Annotated in this window: 20 protein-coding genes; 6 read left to right on the top strand and 14 right to left on the bottom strand. The window is 72.4% G+C overall.

Going from position 1 to position 21,818, the window contains the following annotated elements; translation table 11 throughout:
• The first annotated feature begins 60 nt into the window (after positions 1–60).
• Entirely contained in the window at positions 61–678 is a 618-nt protein-coding gene (locus tag ACZ5XS_RS05500; protein ID WP_468648027.1) for a hypothetical protein, read from the top strand.
• On the opposite strand, the gene ACZ5XS_RS05495 is transcribed toward ACZ5XS_RS05500, so the two are convergent.
• The 7 genes from ACZ5XS_RS05495 to ACZ5XS_RS05465 all read right to left on the bottom strand — a co-directional run bounded on the left by ACZ5XS_RS05495 (position 663) and on the right by ACZ5XS_RS05465 (position 8,746).
• Positions 663–1,634 carry an N-acetylglucosamine kinase gene (locus ACZ5XS_RS05495; RefSeq protein ID WP_468648026.1) on the bottom strand — a complete coding sequence of 324 codons (972 nt, stop codon included), beginning with the start codon at positions 1,632–1,634 and terminating at the stop codon, positions 663–665. The two genes, ACZ5XS_RS05500 and ACZ5XS_RS05495, sit on opposite strands and share 16 nt — an antisense overlap.
• Positions 1,625–2,890, bottom strand: a complete 1,266-nt coding sequence (locus ACZ5XS_RS05490; RefSeq protein WP_468648024.1) for a 6-phospho-beta-glucosidase — start codon at positions 2,888–2,890, stop codon at positions 1,625–1,627. Before ACZ5XS_RS05490 ends, ACZ5XS_RS05495 begins: the two co-directional genes overlap by 10 nt.
• 7 nt (positions 2,891–2,897) lie before the next feature.
• A complete protein-coding gene (locus ACZ5XS_RS05485; protein ID WP_468648022.1) occupies positions 2,898–3,791 on the bottom strand; it encodes a carbohydrate ABC transporter permease in 894 nt (297 codons plus the stop codon).
• Between the two features lie 2 nt (positions 3,792–3,793).
• On the bottom strand, positions 3,794–4,762 hold the full coding sequence (locus tag ACZ5XS_RS05480; RefSeq protein WP_468648020.1) for a carbohydrate ABC transporter permease: 969 nt from the start codon (positions 4,760–4,762) through the stop codon (positions 3,794–3,796).
• A complete protein-coding gene (locus ACZ5XS_RS05475; RefSeq protein WP_468648018.1) occupies positions 4,762–6,093 on the bottom strand; it encodes an ABC transporter substrate-binding protein in 1,332 nt (443 codons plus the stop codon). The genes ACZ5XS_RS05480 and ACZ5XS_RS05475 overlap by 1 nt, the downstream gene beginning before the upstream one ends.
• Positions 6,094–6,175: 82 nt before the next feature.
• Positions 6,176–7,387, bottom strand: a complete 1,212-nt coding sequence (locus ACZ5XS_RS05470) for an ROK family transcriptional regulator (protein WP_468648016.1) — start codon at positions 7,385–7,387, stop codon at positions 6,176–6,178.
• Between the two features lie 264 nt (positions 7,388–7,651).
• Positions 7,652–8,746, bottom strand: coding sequence for a mechanosensitive ion channel family protein (locus ACZ5XS_RS05465; protein WP_468648014.1), 1,095 nt, complete (start codon positions 8,744–8,746; stop codon positions 7,652–7,654).
• A gap of 339 nt (positions 8,747–9,085) precedes the next feature.
• Between ACZ5XS_RS05465 and ACZ5XS_RS05460 the strand changes: the two genes are divergently transcribed.
• Positions 9,086–9,622, top strand: coding sequence for an HNH endonuclease (locus ACZ5XS_RS05460; RefSeq protein WP_053750340.1), 537 nt, complete (start codon positions 9,086–9,088; stop codon positions 9,620–9,622).
• 68 nt (positions 9,623–9,690) lie between these two features.
• Here the strand turns inward: ACZ5XS_RS05460 and ACZ5XS_RS05455 are convergent, their stop codons facing one another.
• From ACZ5XS_RS05455 to ACZ5XS_RS05435, 5 genes are read right to left on the bottom strand one after another with little or no spacing between them, the layout of a single operon-like run.
• Complete coding sequence (locus ACZ5XS_RS05455) at positions 9,691–10,329, bottom strand: hypothetical protein (RefSeq protein WP_468648012.1); 639 nt, start codon at positions 10,327–10,329, stop codon at positions 9,691–9,693.
• Positions 10,326–11,669 (bottom strand): hypothetical protein, encoded by a 1,344-nt coding sequence (locus ACZ5XS_RS05450; RefSeq protein ID WP_468648010.1) that lies wholly within the window; start codon positions 11,667–11,669, stop codon positions 10,326–10,328. The genes ACZ5XS_RS05455 and ACZ5XS_RS05450 overlap by 4 nt, the downstream gene beginning before the upstream one ends.
• Positions 11,669–12,454 carry an ABC transporter ATP-binding protein gene (locus ACZ5XS_RS05445; protein ID WP_468648008.1) on the bottom strand — a complete coding sequence of 262 codons (786 nt, stop codon included), beginning with the start codon at positions 12,452–12,454 and terminating at the stop codon, positions 11,669–11,671. Before ACZ5XS_RS05445 ends, ACZ5XS_RS05450 begins: the two co-directional genes overlap by 1 nt.
• Before the next feature lie 41 nt (positions 12,455–12,495).
• The gene (locus tag ACZ5XS_RS05440; protein ID WP_468648006.1) at positions 12,496–13,650 is read right to left on the bottom strand and encodes a zf-HC2 domain-containing protein; all 1,155 of its coding nucleotides are present in this window, start codon (positions 13,648–13,650) and stop codon (positions 12,496–12,498) included.
• Positions 13,647–14,291, bottom strand: a complete 645-nt coding sequence (locus tag ACZ5XS_RS05435) for an RNA polymerase sigma factor (RefSeq protein WP_468648004.1) — start codon at positions 14,289–14,291, stop codon at positions 13,647–13,649. Before ACZ5XS_RS05435 ends, ACZ5XS_RS05440 begins: the two co-directional genes overlap by 4 nt.
• A gap of 234 nt (positions 14,292–14,525) precedes the next feature.
• On the opposite strand from ACZ5XS_RS05435, the gene ACZ5XS_RS05430 reads away from it, so the two are divergent.
• The 3 genes from ACZ5XS_RS05430 (at position 14,526) to ACZ5XS_RS05420 (ending at position 17,253) form a co-directional block, all read left to right on the top strand.
• Positions 14,526–14,753, top strand: a complete 228-nt coding sequence (locus ACZ5XS_RS05430; protein WP_217240366.1) for a hypothetical protein — start codon at positions 14,526–14,528, stop codon at positions 14,751–14,753.
• A complete protein-coding gene (gene malQ, locus ACZ5XS_RS05425) occupies positions 14,754–16,841 on the top strand; it encodes a 4-alpha-glucanotransferase (RefSeq protein WP_468648002.1) in 2,088 nt (695 codons plus the stop codon).
• A gap of 184 nt (positions 16,842–17,025) precedes the next feature.
• Positions 17,026–17,253, top strand: coding sequence for a hypothetical protein (locus ACZ5XS_RS05420; protein ID WP_217240399.1), 228 nt, complete (start codon positions 17,026–17,028; stop codon positions 17,251–17,253).
• 133 nt (positions 17,254–17,386) lie between these two features.
• Here ACZ5XS_RS05420 and ACZ5XS_RS05415 read toward each other — a convergent pair whose 3' ends face one another.
• Positions 17,387–17,893, bottom strand: a complete 507-nt coding sequence (locus tag ACZ5XS_RS05415) for a MarR family winged helix-turn-helix transcriptional regulator (protein WP_468648000.1) — start codon at positions 17,891–17,893, stop codon at positions 17,387–17,389.
• Positions 17,894–18,004: 111 nt separating this feature from the next.
• Here ACZ5XS_RS05415 and ACZ5XS_RS05410 point away from each other — a divergent pair, with 111 nt between their 5' ends.
• Positions 18,005–19,000: an EamA family transporter gene (locus ACZ5XS_RS05410; protein ID WP_468647998.1), complete on the top strand. Its 996-nt coding sequence runs from the start codon at positions 18,005–18,007 to the stop codon at positions 18,998–19,000.
• Between the two features lie 143 nt (positions 19,001–19,143).
• Here the strand turns inward: ACZ5XS_RS05410 and pepN are convergent, their stop codons facing one another.
• Entirely contained in the window at positions 19,144–21,720 is a 2,577-nt protein-coding gene (pepN, locus tag ACZ5XS_RS05405) for an aminopeptidase N (RefSeq protein WP_468647996.1), read from the bottom strand.
• Between the last annotated feature and the right edge of the window lie 98 nt (positions 21,721–21,818).

The raw sequence follows: 21,818 nt of genomic DNA, 5'->3' as shown, positions 1-21,818 counted from the left end.
ATGAATACGCCGGCGGAATCGGTTCGGTTCCCTCGTGGGGCGCCCGCGTACCGTCGGCGCATGGGTGGTGCGCGGGTGGTACTGGTCGGCGGGACGTCGCACGTGGGCAAGTCCACCGTTGCCCGGTTACTGGCATTCCGGCTCGGTTTCGAGCATGTCCCGACGGACGGCCTGGCACGGCATCCGGGACGGCCCTGGCGGACACCGGGACGGGAGGTCCCGGCCCACGTCGCCGACCACTACTCCTCCCTCACGGTCGACGAGCTGATCGCGTCGGTTCTCGGCCACTACGAGAAGCTGTGGCCGCTCGTGGAGGAGCTGATCCGGACCCGCGCCGCGGACAGCACCCCCGGCGCGGGCCTGGTGCTCGAAGGCTCTGCCCTCTGGCCCGCCCTCGTCGCGCGGCTGGAGGCCCCGAACACGGCTGCCGTGTGGCTCACCGCGGACGAGGCCGTCCTCCGCACACGCGTGCACGCGTCCGGTGGCCACGACGAGGCGAGCGCGTCGGAACGCCTGCTGATGGACAGGTTCCTGGCGCGGACGCTCCGCTGTCAGGCGCTCATGGTGGCGGCGGTGGACGACCTGGGCCTGACGCGCCTCGACGTCGGCGACGGTACGCCCGTCGCCGACCTGGTCGACGCAGTGCTCGCGACCGTAGGGGCTCAGGCCTCGAAGTAGGCGCGCACCCGGGCCTGCACCTCCGTGGGTGACCCCACCCGGTCCAGGCCCAGCAGGGCCGCGCCCAGTACCGGACTCGCCGTCACCACCTGGGGTACGGCCTTGGGGGCGCGGGCGGCCAGCAGGTCACGTACGCCGTCGTCCAGTTGGGGATGGCGGGCGGCCAGGACACCGCCGCCGAGCAGCACCGGTGTCTCCTCCTCCAGCAGGTCGAGCCGGGTCAGTGTCACCGTGGCCATGGTCACCACCTCGTCGGCCAGACGGTCGACGAGGCCTCGGGCCGCGGCGTCGCCGGAGGCGGCCGTGGCGAACAGGACCGGTGTCAGTTCGTGGCGGCGGGCCGGGGCGATGTGCCCCAGGTGGAGCGCCTCGACGAGGGCGTACACGCGGGGCAGGCCGAAGTGGGCCGGGAGGGTGTGCGCGAGGGCCGTGGCGGGCCCCCGGCCGTCCTCCGCGCGGGAGGCGTGCCACAGGGCCTCCTCGGCGAGGCCCCAGCCGCCGCCCCAGTCGCCGGAGACGCGGCCCAGCGCGGGGAAGCGGGCGGTGCGGCCGTCGGGGCGCATGCCGACGCAGTTGATGCCGGCGCCGCAGACGACGGCGACCCCGCGCGGCTCGGAGACGCCCGCGCGCAGCACGGCGAACGTGTCGTTGCGGACCTGCGTACTCGCTCCCCACGCGCGCGCGTGCAGCGCGGCCGCCAACTGTTCCTCCTCGACGGGGAAGTCGGCGTTGGCCAGGCACGCGGAGACGTGGTCGACCGCCTCGACGCCGGCGGTGGTGAACGCGCGCGTCACCGCCTCCGCCACCTTGTCCACCGCCGCCTCCACGCCCACCACGGGCGGCCGGAACCCGCCGCCGCGGGCCGTGGCGAGGACGGTCCCGTCGGCCGCCACGACCGCGACGTCGGTCTTGCTGTTGCCCGCGTCGACGGCGAGGACACTTGCGGTCAGGCCCACGCGAGATGCTCCCGGTTGTGTGCGATCAGCTGGTCGGTCAGGGTCTCGGCGTACGCGTACTGGCCGACGAGGGGATGGGCGAGCAGCGCCCTGAACACCCGGTCGCGGCCACCCCGCAGGGCGGCTTCCAGGGCCAGGTCCTCGTACGCCGTCACCTGTGCCATCAGGCCCGCGTAGAGCGGGTCGACGGCCGGCACGGGCAAAGGCGTCGCACCCTTGTGGCCGACCGCCGCCTGCACCTCGATGACGGCGTCGTCCGGGAGGAACGGCAGCGTGCCCCGGTTGTACGTGTTCACCACCTGGTAGGGGCCGCCTCCCGCGCCGAGCAGTCCGGCCGCCAGGTCGACGGCGGCCTCCGAGTAGTAGGCGCCGCCCCGCTTGGCGAGGAGCTCCGGTTTCTCGTCCAGGGCCGGGTCGGCGTACATCTCCAGCAGCTGCCGCTCCATGGCGGCCACTTCGGCCGCCCGGGACGGCTTGGTGCGCAGTTCCCGTACGACCTCGTCGTGCGCGTAGAAGTAGCGCAGGTAGTACGACGGGACCACGCCGAGGCGGTCCAGGAGCGGGCGGGGCAGGTGCAGGTCGGCGGCGATCGGGTCGCCGTACTCCGACAGCAGTCCGGGCAGGACGTCCTCGCCCTCCGGGCCGCCCAGGCGTACGCCCGTCTCCCAGGTGAGGTGGTTCAGGCCCACGTGGTCCAGGTGGACCTCGCCGGGCGTGACCCCGAGCAGGCCGGCGAACTTCCGCTGGAAGCCGATCGCCACGTTGCACAGGCCGACCGCCTTGTGGCCGGCCCGGAGCAGGGCGCGGGTCACGATGCCGACCGGGTTGGTGAAGTCGATGATCCAGGCGTCGGGGTTCGTACGGCGGACCCGTTCCGCGATGTCGAGAACCACCGGGACCGTGCGGAGCGCCTTGGCGAGGCCGCCCGCGCCGGTCGTCTCCTGGCCGACGCACCCGCACTCCAGGGGCCACGTCTCGTCCTGCTGCCGGGCGGCCTGGCCTCCGACACGCAGTTGAAGCAGCACGGCGTCGGCGCCGTCGACGCCCGCGTCGAGGTCGGAGGTCGTCACGATCCGGCCTTTGTGGCCCTGCCGGGCGAAGATACGGCGGGCCAGACCGCCCACCAGCTCCAGACGGTCCGCCGCCGGGTCCACCAGGACCAGTTCCTCGATGGGCAGGGTGTCCCGCAGACGGGCGAAGCCGTCGACGAGTTCGGGCGTGTAGGTCGAGCCTCCGCCGACCACGGTGAGTTTCATGTCTGGGTCAACCCTTTACTCCGGTGAGCGTGACGCCCTCGACGAACGCCTTCTGGGCGAAGAAGAACACGAGGATCACGGGGGCCATGACCAGGACGGTCGCGGCCATGGTGAGGTTCCAGTCCGTGTGATGCGCTCCCTTGAACGACTCCAGGCCGTAACTCAGTGTCCAGGCGCCCGGGTTCTCGGACGCGTAGATCTGGGGGCCGAAGTAGTCGTTCCAGGCGTAGAAGAACTGGAAGAGGGCGACCGCGGCGATGCCCGGCCTGGCCATCGGCAGGACGACCTTCAGCAGCGTGCGCAGTTCCCCGCAGCCGTCGACCTTCGCCGCGTCCAGGTACTCGTTCGGGATGGTCGTCAGGAACTGCCGGAGCAGGAAGATGGAGAACGCGTCACCGAACGCCATCGGGATGATCAGCGGCCACAGCGTGCCCGACAGGTCGAGCTGCTTCGCCCAGAACAGGTACATCGGGATGACGACCACCTGGGGCGGCAGCATCATCATCGAGATCACCAGCATCAGGGACAGATTGCGGCCCCGGAAGCGGAACTTGGCGAGCGCGTACGCCACGGGGACCGACGACACCACGGTGAGGACGGTGCCCGCGCAGGCGTACAGCAGGGTGTTCTTCCACCAGGTCAGGAAGCCGGGCGTGTCGAAGACCTTGGCGTAGTTGCCCCATTCCCAGGTGTGCGGGATCAGATCGCGGCTGAGGGCCTGGGAGTCGCTCATCAGCGAGGTCAGGAAGACGAACACGAAGGGGAGGGTGAAGAAGAGGGCCGCGGCGACGCCGAAGGAGTGGACCGCGACCCATTCGAGTGCGGACCTGCGGCGGGCCGTGCGCTCGGCGGGCGAGGGCGGGGCCTTCGGCTCCACGGGCCTGTCGAGTACCTGGGTCATGGTCAGTCACCTGCCTGGATGAGACCGCCCCGGCGCCGCATCAGCAGCGCGGTGAACGCCATCGACAGCGCGAAGAGCACCAGGGCCACCACACAGGCGGAGCCGTAGTCGAAGCGCTGGAAGCCGAGGTTGTAGACGAGCTGGGGGAGGGTGAGCGTCGACTTGTCCGGGTAGCCGGGCTCGAACTGGGTGCCGGCGCCCTGGATCACGCCCGAGGCGACCTTTCCGGCGATGAGCGGCTGCGCGTAGTACTGCATCGCCTGGATGACCCCGGTGACCACGGCGAACATCACGATCGGCGAGATGTTCGGCAGGGTGACGAACCGGAACCGCTGCCAGGCCGACGCGCCGTCCAGCTCGGCGGCCTCGTACTGCTCCCGCGGTACGTCGAGCAGCGCGGCCATGAAGATGACCATCAGGTCGCCGATGCCCCACAGGGCGAGCAGGGTGAGGGCCGGCTTGGACCAGGTGGGGTCGTTGAACCAGCCGGGGGCCGGGAGACCGATGCCTTCGAGGATCGAGTTGACCGGTCCGGTGCCGGGGTTGAGCAGGAAGGCGAAGGCCATGGTGGCGGCCACCGGCGGGGCCAGGTAGGGCAGGTAGAAGAGGGTGCGGAAGACGCCCGTGCCCGTCCTGATCTTCGTGATCAGCAGGCCGACGCCGAGACCGAAGGCGACCCGGAGGGTGACCATGATCAGGACGAGCCACAGGGTGTTGCGCAGGGCGGGCCAGAAGAGGGGATAGTGCTCGAAGACGTACGTCCAGTTCTTCGTTCCGCTCCAGGTCGGCGGCTTGAAGCCGTCGTAGTGCATGAACGAGAAGTAGACCGTCGAGATCAGCGGGTACGCGAAGAAGACCGCGAAGCCGATCAGCCAGGGCGACATGAATGCCGCGGTGCGCAGTGCTTGTCTGCGCTGCTTCGCGGCGAGGGCGGGCGGGCGGCGCTCGGCCGCCGGGGTGAGCGCGCTCATCACTTGGCCTGTGCGATGTCCGTGTCGATCTGCTCGGCCGTGTCGGCGAGACCCGCCTTGAGGTCCTTGACCTTTCCGCTCTCGTACTCGTACCCGAAGTTCTGGATCGTCGTGAGGTACACCCCGCCGTTGACGGAGGCCGGGGACGTCGAGGAGTTCGGGTTCGCGGCGATGTCCAGGAACGTCTTGAAGCGCGGGTCGTACGTCAGGTCCGGCGACCTCAGGGCCGCCAGCGTGGACGGCACGTTGTGGATGGCGTTGGAGAAGGCCACCACCGCGTCCGTGTCCGTGGTGATGTACTTGACCAGCTCCCAGGCCGCGTTCTGCTTCGTGCTGGTGGCGGCGATCCCGGCGATGGTGCCGGTGATGTAGCCCTTGCCGTACTGGTCGGCCTGGTCGTCGGGGACGGGCAGCGGGGCAACGCCGATCTCGAAGTCCGGCTTCGCGTCCAGGGCCATGCCCAGGCGCCACTCTCCGTCGAGCTGCATGGCGACCTGGCCGGTCTGGAAGGGGTGCTTGGGGCCCCACTCGTCACCGAGGGTGGAGCGGTACTTCTCCAGCCGCTGGTAGCCGCCGAGTTCGTCGACGAGCCTCTTCTGGAGGGTGAATCCGGCCTCGAAGGCGGGATCCCCGGCGAGGTCCGACTTGCCGTTGGAGTCGAAGTACGTGGGGGAGAACTGCCCGAGATAGTGCTCGGTCGTCGTCTCCCAGCCGTGGTAGTTCGGCATGAATCCGAGCTGCTTGTAGCTGTCGCCGTCGTCGATCGTCAGCTTCTTGGCGGCGGCCTCGAACTCGGACCAGGTCTTCGGCGGGCTGTCGATGCCCGCCTTCTCGAAGGCGGTCTTGTTGTAGTAGAGGCCGTAGGCGTCACCCAGCAGCGGGACACTGCACCGGTTCCCGTCGAACTGGGTGTACTCGTTCATCGCCTTCGGGAAGGTCTTCTCCGGGTCGATTCCCGACTTCTCGAAGAGGGGGTTGAGGTCGACCAGCGCGCCCGAGGAACAGAACTTGCCCACGTTGTTGGTGGTGAACGACGAGATCACGTCGGGCGCCTTGGCGCCGCCCGTCCTGAGCGCCTGGTTCATCTTGTCGTCGGTCATGTTGCCGACGACGTTGACGTGGATGGTGGGGTGCGTCTTCTCGAAGCCGGCGACCAGTGACTTCACGGCCTTCACCTCGGCGGGCGCGCTCCAGGCGTGCCAGAAGTTGAGGGTCGTCTCCTTGCCGGCGTCGTCGCTCGCGTCGGAGCCGGACTGGCCGGTACAGGAAGTGGCGAGGAGGGCCACGGAGGCGGCGGCAGCGAGCGCGACTTTTCTTGACATTCCGGGCATGACGGGGTCTCCCTAGGGCAGGGCGGGGGCAGCGGTGGTGGGTGTGCGAGCGTGCGGGGCTCTTGGTGAGGAGGCTGGGAACTCAGCGCGAGGTGTCGAAGACCTCGTCGCGGGTGGCGGCGAGCGCGCTCTCCAGCGCGCCGCGCAGGACGGGGTGTTCCTGGACGTCGCCGACGACGAGCCGGGGCCGGGTCGCGGCCAGCTCCTCCAGTTCGGCCTGGACGAGAGCGCGCAGCGGTTCCCCGCCACAGGTGAGCGAGGCGCCGCTGAGGACGACGAGTTCGGGGTCGAGGACGGAGACGAGGGAGGCGAGACCGGTGGCGAGGTGCGTCGCGTACGCCTCCAGCAGCCGCCGGTGCGGACCGTCGTCGGCTTCGGCGGCGCGGGCGACGAGGGCGGCGGCGACCTCGGCGTACGGGCCCGACGGGATGTTCCTGACGCCGAGCCGGCGGGCCAGCTTGGGGATCGCCTGCGAGCCGGCCAGCTCCTGGTAGCCGCCGCTGCCGGCCTTGCTGACCTGCCGGACCAGGGGGGTGCCCGGCACCGGGAGGAAGCCGACCTCGCCGGCGCCGCCGGTCCAGCCGCGGTGCAGCCGGCCGCCGAGGACCAGGGCGGCGCCGAGGCCCCCCTCGTTCCACAGCAGGACGAAGTCGCCGTGCCCGCGGGCCGCGCCGAGCCGCTGCTCGGCCACCGCCACGAGGTTCACGTCGTTCTCGTACTCGACCGGCATGGGCAGGGCGGCGGCGAGTTCGTCGAGCAGCGTGGGGGAGTGCCAGCCGGGCAGGTGGGAGGCGTAGCGCAGGCGGCCGGTGTTGGGGTCGAAGGCACCGGGGGTGCCGATGACGAGCCGGTGCACGTCGTCACGGGCGAGGCCGGCCGCCTTGACCGCGCCGTCCAGGGCGTCGCCGACCTGTCGCACGACGGGCTGCGTGGGACGCCGCCCCGGGGTCGGCAGCTCGTACGTCCCCACCGTGCGGCCGGTGATGTCGGCGACGGCGGCACGGACGCGCTCGGGGGTGACGTCGAGTCCGGCGGCGTACGCGGCGGCCGCGTTGACCTCGTACAGCTGGGCGTTGGGCCCCGGGCGGCCCTCGCTGGTGCCGGTCGCGAGGACCAGCCCGGACGCCTCCAGGCGGGCCAGGAGCTGGGACGCGGTCGGCTTCGACAGGCCGGTGAGCTTGCCGATCCGGGTGCGGGACAGCGGCCCGTGCTCCAGGAGGAGGTCCAGGGCGGCGCGGTCGTTCATGGCGCGCAGGACGCGCGGGGTGCCCGGCGTACCGGCGGTTCCTGCCATGGGGTCGACACCTGCCTCTCGGCTGTCCAGGTTCCCAGTGATCAGGCCGGGAAGTCCATCTCGGCGTGATTGTTAGGAAGGTTTCCTGTCTGGTGGTCTGGACCATAGAACTGGCGTGAAGCAGTCGTCAAGAGACCGACGCCGAGGCAACACAGTCGTTACCTGCCGGGGCGACAAGGGGGTGAGGGCAGCCGGGCATGGCCGGAACGCGACAAGCGAGAGGGGGCGCCCGGAAGAATCCGGGCGCCCCCTCTCGTACGTCTCCTACTTCGTCACACTCGGCGGCGTCAGCGGCGTGGCCGCCTGCGCCTGCGGTGACGCCGTGTTGGAGTACGCCGACGGGGCCGCCATGCCGGCCGTCGGATCCGCGTCCGGATCCGTGTCCGCGGGGAGGGCGGGGCCGCCGACGATCGGGATGCTCGCCGCGTCGAAGGCGTGCTTGATGCGCCAGCGCAGTTCGCGTTCGACGGTGAGGGCCTTGCCGGGCATCGTCTTGGCGGAGACGCGGACGACCATCGAGTCGAGCAGGACGCTGTCCAGGCCGAGGACCTCGATCGGGCCCCACAGCAGCTCGTTCCAGGGCTCTTCCTTGCTCATCTTCTCGGCGACCTCGTTCAGGGTCCGTTTCACCTTGTCGAGGTCCTCGTCGGAGCGGACGGTGACGTCGACGCCGGCCGTGGCCCAGCCTTGGGAGAGGTTGCCGATGCGCTTGACCTCGCCGTTGCGGACGTACCAGATCTCGCCGTTGTCGCCGCGCAGCTTCGTGACGCGCAGGCCCACCTCTATGACCTCGCCCGCGGCCACGCCCGCGTCGATGGTGTCGCCGACGCCGTACTGATCCTCCAGGATCATGAAGACGCCGGACAGGAAGTCCGTCACCAGGTTCCGGGCGCCGAAACCGATCGCCACACCCGCGACACCGGCGGACGCCAGCAGCGGGGCGAGGTTGATCTGGAAGGTGCCGAGGATCATCAGGGCCGCGGTGCCGAGGATCAGGAAGCTCGCGACCGAGCGGAGCACCGAGCCGATCGCCTGGGAGCGCTGACGGCGGCGCTCCACGTTCACCAGCAGGCCGCCGAGCGGGCTGCCGTCGACCGGCACCGAGCGGTTCATCCGGTCGATCAGCTTGGTGATCGACCGCCGCACCACGAATCTCAGGACCGCCGCTATCACCAGGATCAGCAGGACCCTCAGGCCGATCGCCAGCCAGGTGGACCAGTTCTGCTCGATCCAGCTGGCGGCGTTCGTCGCGCTCTCCTGGGCGTCCTCGAGCGACGGCACGGCCGGAGTGGTCGGCGTCTCGGTGGGCGACGGCGACGGCGACGGACCGGCGGCCAGTAGGACGGCGGACAAGGACACGGCAGGAACCTCCAGTGCAGCGGTCCGCCCCTCCGGCAGCGGTCAAGGTCGTCCAGTCGTGCATCAAGGTCACGGAAAGGTCACCGGTGGGGCAGGCCCACCACACTATCGGGGCATCGTGTGTGGATCGTTGTGATGTTCGAGGGAGAGACGGCTTTCACCTGGGGATGAACAGGTGGGATGAACAACTCGTGACCCGGGGGAGGAACCGGATGTGGTCGAAAACACTCCCAGCCCGTTACGGGGACATGGTGGCGCTTCCGCCAGGCATGAGGGGAGACTGACTACGAAATCGTCCCGGCGCGAGCCACGCGCCGCCGGCGTCCAAGGAGGCCATCCGTGCCGCATGTCCTGGTCCTGAACGCGTCGTACGAGCCGCTCGGCGTCGTACCGCTCCGCCGCGCACTCATCCTCGTCCTCGAGAACAAGGCCGTGTGCCTCGAGGAGTCCGGCGCCTTCATGCACAGCGCGACCGTCACAGTCCCCGCACCCAGCGTGGTCCGGCTCAAGCGATTCGTCCGGGTTCCCTATCGGGGGCCCGTTCCTCTGACCCGGCGGGCGCTGTTCGCCCGTGACGGGGGCCGGTGCATGTACTGCGGTGGCGTCGCAACCAGCGTCGACCACGTCATCCCGCGCAGCCGCGGGGGCAAGCACGTCTGGGACAACGTGGTCGCCTCGTGCCGCCGCTGCAACCACGTGAAGGCCGACCGCCATCTCGTCGAGATCGGCTGGCGGCTGCGCCACAAACCCGCCCCTCCCACCGGCCTGGCCTGGCGCATCATCGGGACCGGCCACCGGGATCCGCGCTGGATGCCGTACTTGCAGCCATACGGCGCCGACGACGCCTTGGCCCGGATCGAGGGCATCTCCGCCTGACATCGATCCGGGCTTTCGCATGTCCGCCGTCAGTGCCGGCCCCACGTCCCTGACATGGGGCCGGCCCTTCAGTGGCGCACCTCCTCCGCCCGCGCCCCGCGCACGACGTACAGCGCCCCGCCCACCACGTAGGCCACCAGCGCCGCGGCCCAGGCTCCCGCCTCCCCGCCGGGCTGCACCGGCCAGGCCCATACCGTGCTCGCGCGCCCGTGCGCACCGCCGCCCCCCAGGTACACGGCGCTGACGTAGCCGAAGGCCGGCAGCCAGCTCAGCCGGGCGCCGATCAGGGCGGCCGCGGCCGCGGTGAGGCCGGTGGAGCCGAGCGTGTTGCGGATCATCGCCGGCGGCCCGAACACCGACGCGTGCCCGAGCACCGCCACCGACAGCAGGGCCGCGGCGAGCGCGGTGAGGTTCAGGAGATGGACCAGACGCCGCCGCCACCAGGGGTGCACGGCCGTACGGTCCAGCTCCTCGGACGCGGTGTACAGGCTCGACCCGATCACCGCGGCGGCGAACAGCGGGGCCAGCGCCACGACCGGCACCCGCCGCTCCGGATCCACGTAGGCGTCCAGCCCGTGCGCCGCCCACACGGCGAGCCCGGCGGTGGCGAAGAGCACGGCGAGGGCGCGCGGGACGGTACGCGAGCGGGCGTAGAGAAGCAGTCCGGCGGCGCGCGAACGGCCGTACGGCACGGAGAGTTCGCTCACAGCGCCGGCACCTCGCTCGGCGTACACTCGCCGACCGTCGCGAAGTACTCCGACAGCCAGGCGCGGCGCTCCCGCTCGCCCATCGCCTCAAGACGGGCCCGGGCTTCCCGCCGGGCCTCGAGCCGGGCGCGGTCGGCCTCGCCCCTCTCGGCCAGTTGCTCGTCGAACTCCTTCTCCAGCGGGCTGGGCGCCAGATGGTGCGCCACGGCGTCGTCGACCGCCTCCAGACGCGGATCCACCTCGTCGCACTCCACCCGGCCGTACAGGGCCATCCCCGCCGCCCACGCGAACTCCCGCGGATCGGTGAGCTCGCCCCGTACGACGCTCCAGCCGAGGGGCGTGAGCATCGGCAGCTCCACCTCGTCCCGGCCCGGTCGCCCCGGCCGGTCCCCATAGCGCACCGGCAGGTTCTTTACGCCCTCCAGGCGGCCGGTGAGCCCGGACAGGGCATCCCTCACCTGCGGAAGAAGCTCCTCGTAGCGGGCGTTCACGCAGATCTGCGGGGTCGTGGAGGTGTCGCACACCTGACGGCGGGCGATCGGGTCGGTGCGCCACAGGCCGTCCCCGGTCTGTACCAGCAGCACGCCTGCGGCGGTCGCGGCGGCCAGCGGCAGCACGGCGACGGGGCGATGACGGGCCGCGTACGCGAGGACTGCGGCGACCGCCAGACCGCCCGTCCACACCATCATCGCCACCGGCTGCCACCACACGGGGACCGTGGTGGTCCCGCCGTCGACGACGGGTGACAGAGGCGCGTAGGAGTTGTTGCGGCTGCCGTACGAGAGCATGCCGAGGCCGACGTACGCGCCCACCGCCAGCAGTGGTGCCGCGAGCCGCCAGGCCACCAGCCGGCCCACCACCTGGCCGGCCAGGACGGCGGACGCGAGGACGACCGCGTCCGTGAGCGCAGTGACCGGGTACGGACTGTCGCCCGTGGCGCGGTACCAGGTGGCCAGCCAGGCCAGGACGACCGCGACCGCGTACCCGGCGACCACCCACAGCACCAGTGGCAGCGCCGACGCCAGCAGCCGGGCGAGCGGGCCGCGCGCGGACACCGCCAGCAGTTCCTCGGTACGGCGTCTGCGCTCGCGTCCACCGTGCCAGCAGCCCGCGGCCAGGGCCATCGGGACGCCCAGCAGCCCGGCCGCCGTGTGCAGCCGCTCACGGGTCTCGGCCCAGCCGCCCTGCCACTGCGCCGAGTCGGCGGCCAGCGCGACCGTGAACGTCAGAAGGATCGCGGCCCCCGCCCAAGGTCCGAAGCCGCGGACGACCTCGGCGCGCAGGGGGTGCGGCGAGCTCTCCGGTCTGCTCCCGGGTTTTCTCTCCGCGACGAGGGTCATCACGCCGTCCCCTCCAGCACCGGGGCCGGTGCGGTGGACGCGCGGTGGGCGCGCAGGGCCGTCGTGTAGCCGCGCTCGATCGGGTTGTCGCCGACGCCGTCCGCCGACTCGCCGAGCGCGGCCAGCGACCCGGGGGTGCCGCGATAGGCCACCCGGCCCGCCTCGACGAGGGTGACCTCCGTGCAGGCCGCCGCCACGTCCTCCACCAGGTGCGTGGAGACGATGACGGTGGACGACGTGCCCAGCTCGCGCAGCAGCGCGCGGAACTCCACGCGCTGCTCCGGGTCGAGACCGGCGGTCGGCTCGTCGAGCAGCAGCACGTCGGGGTCGTTGACAATGGCCTGCGCGATGCCGACACGCCGGACCATGCCACCGGACAGCGTCCTGACCTTCGCGTCGACGCGGTCGGCGAGACCGACCCGGGCGACGGCCCGTTCGACGGCGGCCGGGGTCGTGGCCGCGGGCATCTCCTTCAGCCAGGCCACGTACGCGACGAACTCCCGCACGGTGAAACCCGGGTAGTAGCCGAACTCCTGCGGCAGATAGCCCAGCCGCCGCCGCACCGCGGCCCGCCGCCGGTGGTCGCGTACGTCGTCCCCGAGCAGCTCCACCCGGCCGCCGGCCGGTGCCGCGACCGTGGCGAGGACCCGGATCAGCGAGGTCTTGCCCGCCCCGTTCGGGCCGAGGAGCCCGTGCACACCGGGGCCGAAGCCGAGGTCCACCGAGTCGAGGGCGACGGTCCTGCGATGCCGGACGTGCAGCCCGGTCACTCGTATCGTGCTCAAGGGTTCTCCAGACGTGGGAGGCGAGGAGTGCGCGGCCGCGGTCACGGACTCTCCAGGCGGTCGTGGGCGGGACGGCGGGCGGCCAGCAGTGCGGCGCACAGGACGGCCGCAGCCGCCCAGCCGCCCTGCGCCGGGGCGCCGTCGAGGCAGTACGCGAGCTGTTCGGACAGGCGGGCCGTCAGCCGCCCGCCGGGCGCGACGAGCGCCGGGGCGAGTACGGCGGACAGCCAGCCGCCACCGGTCACGGCCGTCGCCGCCCGCCAGCCGACGTAGCCGGCCAGGGCCAGCGAGGCCAGCGTCAGCGCGAGCCCCGGCAGCAGCCAGGCGGCCGCGCCCGGGGCACCCGAGGACGGCACCAGTGCCCCGGCGAGGGTCAGCAGCGGCAGACTCACCGCCAGCACGGCGGCCGTCCGCGTCAGCACCAGCCGCAGCCCCGCGGACGGCGTGGACGCGGCGATCTCGTGCACCGGATCGGCGTGCGATCCGTAGGACAGGGCGACCCCGGCCACCGGCACGACCGGCGCGATCGCCAGCAGCAGGGGCCGGGCGCCGGTGAAGTCGGCCCCGTGGGCGAGAGCGACCGCCCCGAACGCCACGAGCAGCACGGCCGGCAGCCAGGCACCGCGCACGGCGGGACCGGCGGCCCAGAGAGCGCGGGTGAGGTGCGAGCCGAGGGGGAGGCCGAGGTGCCTCGGGAGCCGGAGCCGGAGGCGGGTTCGGGTGTAGGGGCGGGAGGGAGCCGGGGCCGGCGCCGCTGACGCGGCCGGAGCAGTGGGCGCCGCCGCGGGAGGCCGGGTGGACCGGGGCAGGGCCGGCGCCGCCGTTCTCGCTCCGGCCGGTGCACCGCCCAGCACCGGTGGCCGGGTGGACCGGGGTCCGGCCGCGGATGCCGGACCGGGCCCGGCTGCGGCTGTCGTCCCGGGAAGGTACGGTGCCGCCCTCCCCGCTCCGCTCGGGGCGCTCGCGGCGCCCCCCGGTGCCGCCTCACGTGCGTCGGCCGGCGCCGTGCGCAGCACCGCGCCCCGTACCTCCGCCAGCACCACCCCCGCCGCCGTCTCCCGCACCGCCCGCGACACGCGGGCCGCGCACCGGCCACAGCTCTCCAGGTGCTTCTCCAGGGACCAGGCGTCCGGTTCCGGCAGGGTGCCGTCGCCGTAGCGGGTGACCAGGTCGTCGGACGCGTGCCAGCCGGTCATGCCGGGCCTCCCATCGGTGACGGCTTCAACTGGGCGAGGGCCGCGCGCAGTTCGGCGCGGGCACGCATCGCACGGGACTTCACGGTGCCCTCGGGAATGCCGAGCAGCCGGGCCGTCTCGCGGGTGGTCAGCCCGTCGACGACCGTGGCGCGCAGCACCTCGCGCAGCTCGGGGGAGATCCGCTCCAGGGCGGTGCCGACATCGCCGTACTCCAGGGCTGCCAGCACCCGGTCCTCCGCGGACGGCGCGGACGCGTGTCCGGCACGGGTCTCGTCGGCCGGCGAGTCCATCGGCGCCGTCCTGAGCCGCCCGGCCCGCTCGTGCGCCCGCCGCGCGTCGACCAGGCGCCGCGCGGCGATGGTCCACAGCCAGCCGCCGGCCTCCTCGCCGCGATGCCCGGCCGCCGACCGCCACACCGTGACGAACGTGTCCTGAAGCACCTCGCGCACGACCTCCGCGTCGGCGCAGCGCCGGGTCAGCCGGGCGTGCAGCCAGCCCGCGTGCCGGTCGTACAGCTCGGCCATCGCCGCCGAGTCCCCGGCCGCGACCGCGCGCAGGAGCGCCGCGTCCGCGGGATCCGCCGCGTCCGCCGCGTTCGGCTCGTCGGAGGTTCCCTCGTCCTTCTCCCGGTGGCCCCCCATGGGGCGGAACAGTCTCACACCCCGTCTATCGACCGGCTCCGAGCGACTGGTTCACGCGCCCCCGAAAGCCTTCCGGACGCCGTTGCCGTCGTGCCGCCTTTGCCCCAGTCTGGAATTACCCCGCCGGAACAGAATGTGAGGAGAGGCACGTTGTACCTCTCTGTACGTCTGCCGCCGCGACCACTGGGTAGGGCTGTGCGGTAACCGATCGTCGCCCTCGACAAGGAGGCCCCCGTGGTCGCATCGGCATACCTTCTGCTCCCCGCCCCCTCCAAACCCGAGGCGGAGCCCTCCGCCTCATCCGATTTCCACTTCTGTGTGTTCAGCGCGGAGGGAGCCTGCGCCGACACCCCCCTCACCAGCGAACCGCCGCTCCCCGACGCCGAACCCCTCACCAGCGAGCCGCCGCTCGCCGACGCCGCCCCCCTGACCAGCGAGTCCGACGCCCACGCGGAGCCCTAGATGACAGCACCCCGGTCGGACGAGCCGCCCACCGAGGACCTGTCCCGGCTCGCTGCGCTGCACGGCGTCGCGACCTCGTACAGCCCGTCTCCGGGCCGTACGGTCGCGGCCTCGGCCGCCGCCGTCACCCGGGCCCTGGCCGCCCTCGGCGTCGACGCGGGCAGCCCCGCGGCCGTCCGGGGCGCACTCGCCGCCCGGGAACGGGAACTGCGCGAGCGGCTGCTGCCGCCGACCGTGGCGTGCTGGAGCGGCGGCACGCCCGCGGCTCTCGACGCCCTCCCGGCCGGCACCCGTCTGCGCATCGAGACCGAGCAGGGCGAGACCCGCGCCGGCGTCGACCAACTCCCGCCCGGTGTCCACCGGTTGACGGCCACCGCCCCGGACGGCCGCACCGCCCACACCCACCTGATCGTCGCCCCGGCCCGGCTGCCCGCGCCGCCCGGCCGCTCGTACGGCCTCCTCGTCCAGCTCTACTCCCTGCTCTCGCGGCGTTCCTGGGGCATGGGCGACCTCGGTGACCTCGCCGAACTGACCGCCTGGGCCGGCCGCGCGCTCGGCGCCGGATTCGTCCAGGTCAACCCGCTGCACGCGGCCGTACCCGGTGCCCCCACCGACCCGTCCCCCTACCGCCCCTCCTCCCGCCGCTTCCCCGACCCGGTCCATCTGCGGGTCGCGGACATCCCCGAGTACGCCCAGGTCGCGGACCGCGAGCAGATGCGGGCCCTGCTGGAGCGGGCGGAGCGGCTGCGCGTGTCGGTGCTGGAACAGGGCGCCCTGATCGACCGGGACGCCGTGTGGGAGCTCAAGCGGGAGGCGCTGGAACTGGTGCGGGACGTGCCGCTCGGTCCGGGCCGGCGCGCCGCCTACGTCGACTACCTCGCCGAACAGGGCGAGGCCCTGGAGGACCACGCCACCTGGTGCGCCCTCGCCGAGGTGCACGGCTCCGACTGGCACCGGTGGCCGGCCGCCCTGCGCGACCCCCGCTCGGCCGAAACGGCCCGGGCCCGCGGGGAGTTGATGGACCGGGTGGACTTCCACACCCGCCTCGCCTGGCTCACCGACACCCAGCTCGGCGCCGCCCAGCGCGCGGCCCGGGAGGCGGGCATGCCGGTGGGCGTGGTCCACGACCTCGCGGTCGGGGTGCACCCCGGGGGCGCGGACGCGTGGGCGCAGCAGGATCACTTCGCGGCCGGCATGTCGGTGGGCGCGCCCCCGGACGCCTTCAACGCGCGCGGCCAGGACTGGGGCCTGCCGCCCTGGAGGCCGGACCGCCTGGCCGAGTCGGGCTACGCGCCCTTCCGATCCCTGCTGCGGGCTCTGTTCCGCTATGCCGGCGCCCTGCGCATCGACCACGTCATGGGCCTGTTCCGGCTGTGGTGGGTCCCGCAGGGTGAGCCGCCCACCGAGGGCACGTACGTCCGCTACGACGCCGAGGCCATGCTCGCCGTACTGGTCCTGGAGGCCTCGCGCGCCGGTGTGGTGGTGATCGGCGAGGACCTGGGCACGGTGGAACCCGGCGTGCGCGAGACGCTGCGCGAGCGCGGTGTGCTCGGCACCTCCGTCCTGTGGTTCGAGCGCGACTGGGACGGCGACGGCCGGCCCCTGCCTCCCGACCAGTGGCGCGCCGACTGCCTGGCCACCGCCACCACCCACGACCTGCCGCCCACCGCGGCCCGCCTCACCGGCGAACACGTCGAACTGCGCGACGGACTCGGCCTGTTGACCCGTCCCCTGGACGAGGAACGGGCGGAGGCGTCGGCGGACACGGCGGAGTGGCTCGAACTGCTCGCCCGGCTGGGCCTCCTGCAGGGGTCGGGCGGCGGCACCGACACGTCCTCGGAGGAGGCCGAGATCCAGGCCGTCCACCGCTACCTCCTGCACACCCCGGCCCGCATGGTCGGCATCTGGCTCCCCGACACCATCGGCGACCGCCGCCCGCAGAACCTGCCGGGCACGTGGGACCAGTACCCGAACTGGCGGCTGCCGATCGCGGACACGGAGGGGCGGCCGGTGACACTGGAGGAACTGGCGGCTTCCCCGAGGCTGCACGCCCTGGTGGACGTCCTGCGTCAGCCCGGGGCCGGCTGACGCCGTCAGTCCCCTTCCGGGGCTCCGCCCCAGGCCCCGCTCCTCAAACGCCGGAGGGGCTGATTTCAGCCGAGGGCACCTCATACGCACCCCCGGACGCGCACGCCTTCCGGCCGTTCGCTACTTTGGCTCCGTGAAGAAGAACGCCCTGCGCGCCGGCGCCCTGGCTGCCGGTACGACGCTGATGATGCTGCTCATGTCGTCCCCCGCGCTCGCGCTGACCCGCGACGACGGTGACGACCCCGGCACGGGCCTGAGCGTCATCGAGACGCTGGGCCTCTTCGTGGTGGCCCCGATCGCCCTGTTCGCGGTCATCGCCGGCCTGGTGATGGTCCTGGACAAGTCCCACGAGGCCCACCGGGTGACCACCCGCAACATCAGGACCAAGGCCAAGGCCGGCTCCAAGGCCTGACCTGCCTGACCGCGTGCTCCCTCCAGGGCGCCGCCCCCGCCCCGCGTACGCGCATCCGCCGTACGCGGGCGGGGCCGGCGCCCTCGGCGCGTTTCCGCGTGGGTCGTCGCCTGCGAGGCCCGTGCCGGGACGATCAGGACGTCTCGGTCCCCGCCAGCAACTCCCGCAACAGGTCGGCCAACTGGTCGGCCTGTTCGCCGTTCAGGGCCGACTTCAGGGCCTCCGTCTGGACGGCGAGGCCCGCGCCCACCGCCTCGTCGACGAGCTCCAGCCCCTTGTCCGTGAGGGTCACCTGCAGGCCCCGGCGGTCGTGCGGGTCCGGGGAGCGGCGCAGCAGGCCCGCCCGTTCCAGTTTGTCCAGGCGGCCGGTCATGCCGCCGGTGGTGAGCATCAGCGTCGCGGAGAGCTGGCGGGGGGAGAGGGTGTACGGCTCTCCGGAGCGGCGCAGGGTCGCCAGGACGTCGAACTCGCCGCGGCCGATGCCGAGGGACGTGTACGCCTTCTCCGTGCGGTCGCCCATCGCGCGCGAGAGCCGGTGGATCCGGCCGAAGACCTCCATGGCGGCCGTGTCGAGGTCGGGGCGGACCGTCGCCCAATGCTCGATGATCACGTCGACCGGGTCCTGGCGCTGTGCACTCATGCGGTGAGTATCCGCCCGGTTCCGGTCACCCGCAAGAAAGTAGCTTGCGTGTAAGTGACTTAGCGTTAAGCTACTCTTCGCCAAGCTACCTCTGAAGAAGGGTGCCCGGTCATGAAGCGGCCCGCGACCGTCCTGCTCACGGCCCTGGCGCCCGTCTCCTGGGGCACCACCTACGCCGTCACCACCGAGTTCCTGCCGGCCGACCGCCCCCTGTTCACCGGCCTCATGCGCGCGCTGCCCGCCGGCCTCGTCCTGCTGGCCCTGGCCCGGGTGCTGCCGCGCGGCGCCTGGTGGGGCAGGGCGACGGTGCTCGGGGCGCTGAACATCGGGGCGTTCTTCCCGCTGCTGTTCCTGTCGGCGTACCGGATGCCGGGCGGCATGGCGGCGGTCGTCGGATCGGTCGGACCGCTGTTCGTGGTGGGTCTGTCGGCGCTGCTGCTCGGTCAGCGCCCGACGGCCCGCAGTGTGATCACCGGGTTCGTCGCCGCGTCCGGGGTGAGCCTGGTCGTCCTGAAGGCCGCCGGGGCGCTCGACACCGTGGGTGTCCTCGCGGCCCTCGCCTCCACCGCCTCCATGTCCGCGGGCACCGTGCTCACCAAGCGGTGGGGCCGCCCGGACGGCGTGGGTCCGCTCGCGCTCACCGCCTGGCAACTGACCGCGGGCGGCCTGCTCATCGCCCCGCTCGCCCTCCTCGTCGAGGGCGCGCCGCCCGCGCTGGACGGCCGGGCGCTCGGCGGCTACCTCTACCTGGCGCTGGCGAACACGGCGGTCGCGTACTGGCTCTGGTTCCGCGGCATCGGCAGGCTCACCGCCACCCAGGTCACCTTCCTCGGCCCGCTGTCGCCGCTGACCGCCGCGGTGGTCGGCTGGGCGGCCCTCGGACAGGCGCTCACGCCGGTACAGCTGGCGGGCATGGCGCTCGCGTTCGGGGCGACGGTCGCGGGGCAGCTGCAACCGGTCCGTCGGTCCGCGGACCGTGGCTCGCCGCGGGTGGACTGTGCGGCCCGGCGTGGCGGGGTGCCGCCTGCGCCCACCCTCCCCCACTCTCGGCTTCGCTCGAGCGGGGGGACCCCCATCGCCCCGGCGGCACGATTGCCCGCAGCTTGACGGCGGTCGGGCGGGGGCCGGGTGCGCGGCCCGGCGTGGCGGGGTGCCGCCTGCGCCCACCCGCAGCCTGAAGGCCGTCTTGGGCGAGCGGGGGCGCCCGGTGGTGTACCGGGCGCCCCCTGTCGTCGTACGTACGGCGGCCGCTACTGGGCGGCTGCCGCGTCCGCCGCCTGTGCCTTCAGGGCGCGCTCCACGCCCGCGCGGGACTCGGAGACGAGCCGGCGCAGGGACGCGTTGGGCTCCGCCGAGGCCAGCCACTCGTCCGTCTTGCGCAGGGTCTCCTCGGAGACCTGGATCGTCGGGTAGAGGCCGACCGCGATCTGCTGGGCCATCTCGTGCGAACGGGACCCCCAGATGTCCTTCAGCACCTCGAAGTACCGGTCCGTGTAGGGGGCCAGGAGCTCGCGCTGCCCCGTCTGCACGAAGCCGCCGATGACGGACTCCTGCACGGCGTTCGGGAGCTTGTCGGACTCGATGACCGACGCCCACGCCTCCGCCTTGGCCTCCGGCGTCGGGCGGGCGGCCCGGGCGGTGGCCGCGTGGCGTTCGCCGGCCGCCGTCCTGTCACGCTCGTACTCGCCCGCGATCTCCGCCTCGTCGAAGCGGCCCACCGCGGCCAGCCGCTGCACCAGCGCCCAGCGCAGCTCCGTGTCGACGGTCAGGCCCTCGATCGTCTGGGTGCCCTCCAGGAGGGCGTCCAGGAGGTCCAGCTGCTCCGGCGTCCGGGCGGTCGCGGCGAACGCGCGCGCCCACGCCAGCTGGTGGTCGCTGCCAGGCGCCGCCGCGCGCAGGTGCGCGAGCGTGGCGTCGGTCCAGCGGGTCAGCAGGGCCTCGCGGGCGGCCGGGTCGGCGTACAGCTCGATCGCCAGCTTCACCTGGCGGTGCAGCGACTGCACGAGGCCGATGTCCGACTCCTTGCCGATGCCCGACAGGACCAGGGACAGGTAGTCGCGGGTCGGGAGCTCGGCGTCCCGGGTCATGTCCCACGCCGACGCCCAGCACAGGGCGCGGGGCAGGGACGACTCGAAGTCGCCGAGGTGCTCGGTGACGAAGGCGAGCGACTGCTCGTCGAGGCGGACCTTCGCGTACGACAGGTCGTCGTCGTTCAGGAGGATCACCGCGGGCCGGTGCTTGCCCACCAGCTGCGGTACGGCGGTCAGTTCGCCGTCGACGTCCAGCTCGATGCGCTCGTCGCGCACCAGCTTGCCGCTGTCGTCGTCGAGGTCGTACAGGCCGACCGCGATGCGGTGCGGACGCAGCGTCGGCTCGCCCTTCGCGCCGGTGGGCAGCGCGGGGGCCTCCTGGCGGATCGCGAAGGACGTGACGACACCGTTCGCGTCCGTCTCGATCTCGGGGCGCAGGATGTTGATGCCGGCCGTCTGGAGCCACTTCTCCGACCAGGTGCCCAGGTCACGGCCGGAGGTCTCCTCCAGCGCGCCCAGCAGGTCGGACAGGCGCGTGTTGCCGAAGGCGTGCGCCTTGAAGTAGGCCTGCACGCCCGCGAAGAACTCGTCCATGCCGACGTACGCGACGAGCTGCTTCAGTACGGAGGCACCCTTGGCGTAGGTGATGCCGTCGAAGTTGACGAGCACGTCGTCCAGGTCGCGGATCTCGGCCATGATCGGGTGCGTGGACGGCAACTGGTCCTGCCGGTACGCCCACGTCTTCATGGAGTTGGCGAAGCTGGTCCAGGAGTGCGGCCACCGGCTGCCCGGGGCGTGCGCCTGGCAGGCGATGGACGTGTACGTGGCGAACGACTCGTTCAGCCACAGGTCGTTCCACCACTCCATGGTGACCAGGTCGCCGAACCACATGTGGGCCAGCTCGTGCAGGATCGTCTCGGCCCGCGTCTCGTACGCCGCGTCCGTCACCTTCGACCGGAAGACGTACTGGTCGCGGATGGTCACCGCGCCCGCGTTCTCCATCGCGCCCGCGTTGAACTCCGGCACGAACAGCTGGTCGTACTTCTTGAACGGGTACTGGTAGTCGAACTTCTCCTGGAACCAGTCGAAGCCCTGCCGGGTCACCTCGAAGATGGCGTCCGAGTCGAGGTGCTCGGCGAGCGAGGGACGGCAGTAGATGCCGAGCGGCACCGACTGGCCGTCCTTCTCGTACACGCTGTGCACCGAGTGGTACGGGCCGACGATCAGCGCGGTGATGTACGACGAGATGCGCGGCGTCGGCTCGAAGACCCAGACGCTGTCCTTCGGTTCCGGGGTGGGCGAGTTGGAGATGACCGTCCAGCCCTCCGGCGCCTTCACGGTGAACTGGAAGGTGGCCTTGAGGTCCGGCTGCTCGAAGGACGCGAACACCCTGCGCGCGTCCGGCACCTCGAACTGGGTGTACAGGTAGGCCTGGTTGTCGACGGGATCGACGAACCGGTGCAGGCCCTCCCCGGTGTTGGTGTACGCGCAGTCGGCGACGACCCGGAGGATGTTGCGGCCCTCGAGCAGGTCCGGCAGCGCGATCCGCGAGTCCGCGAAGAGGTCCGCGGGGTCGAGTTGGTCGCCGTTGAGGGTCACCTCGTGGACGGCCGGGGCTACCAGGTCGATGAAGGACTCCGTGCCGCCCTCCGCGACTTCGAAGCGCACCGTGGTCACGGACCTGTAGGTGCCGCCCTCCTGCGCGCCGGAGAGGTCGAGATCGATCTCGTACGAGTCAACGGTGAGCAGCTTCGCCCGCTGCTGCGCCTCTTCGCGAGTCAGGTTTGTGCCAGGCACGCGGTCATCTCCTCGATATGTGTGGGTTGCGCCATCCTTCCACGGGTCGGTGTCCAGAGGTACGACGGCCGGGCCCCCAGGTCCCGGTTGTCGCGCGG

It is taken from the genome of Streptomyces sp. NPDC033131 (genome assembly GCF_055578365.1).
The sequence above is the reverse complement of the archived record's forward strand: the minus strand, read 5'-3'. Positions and strand labels throughout refer to the sequence as shown.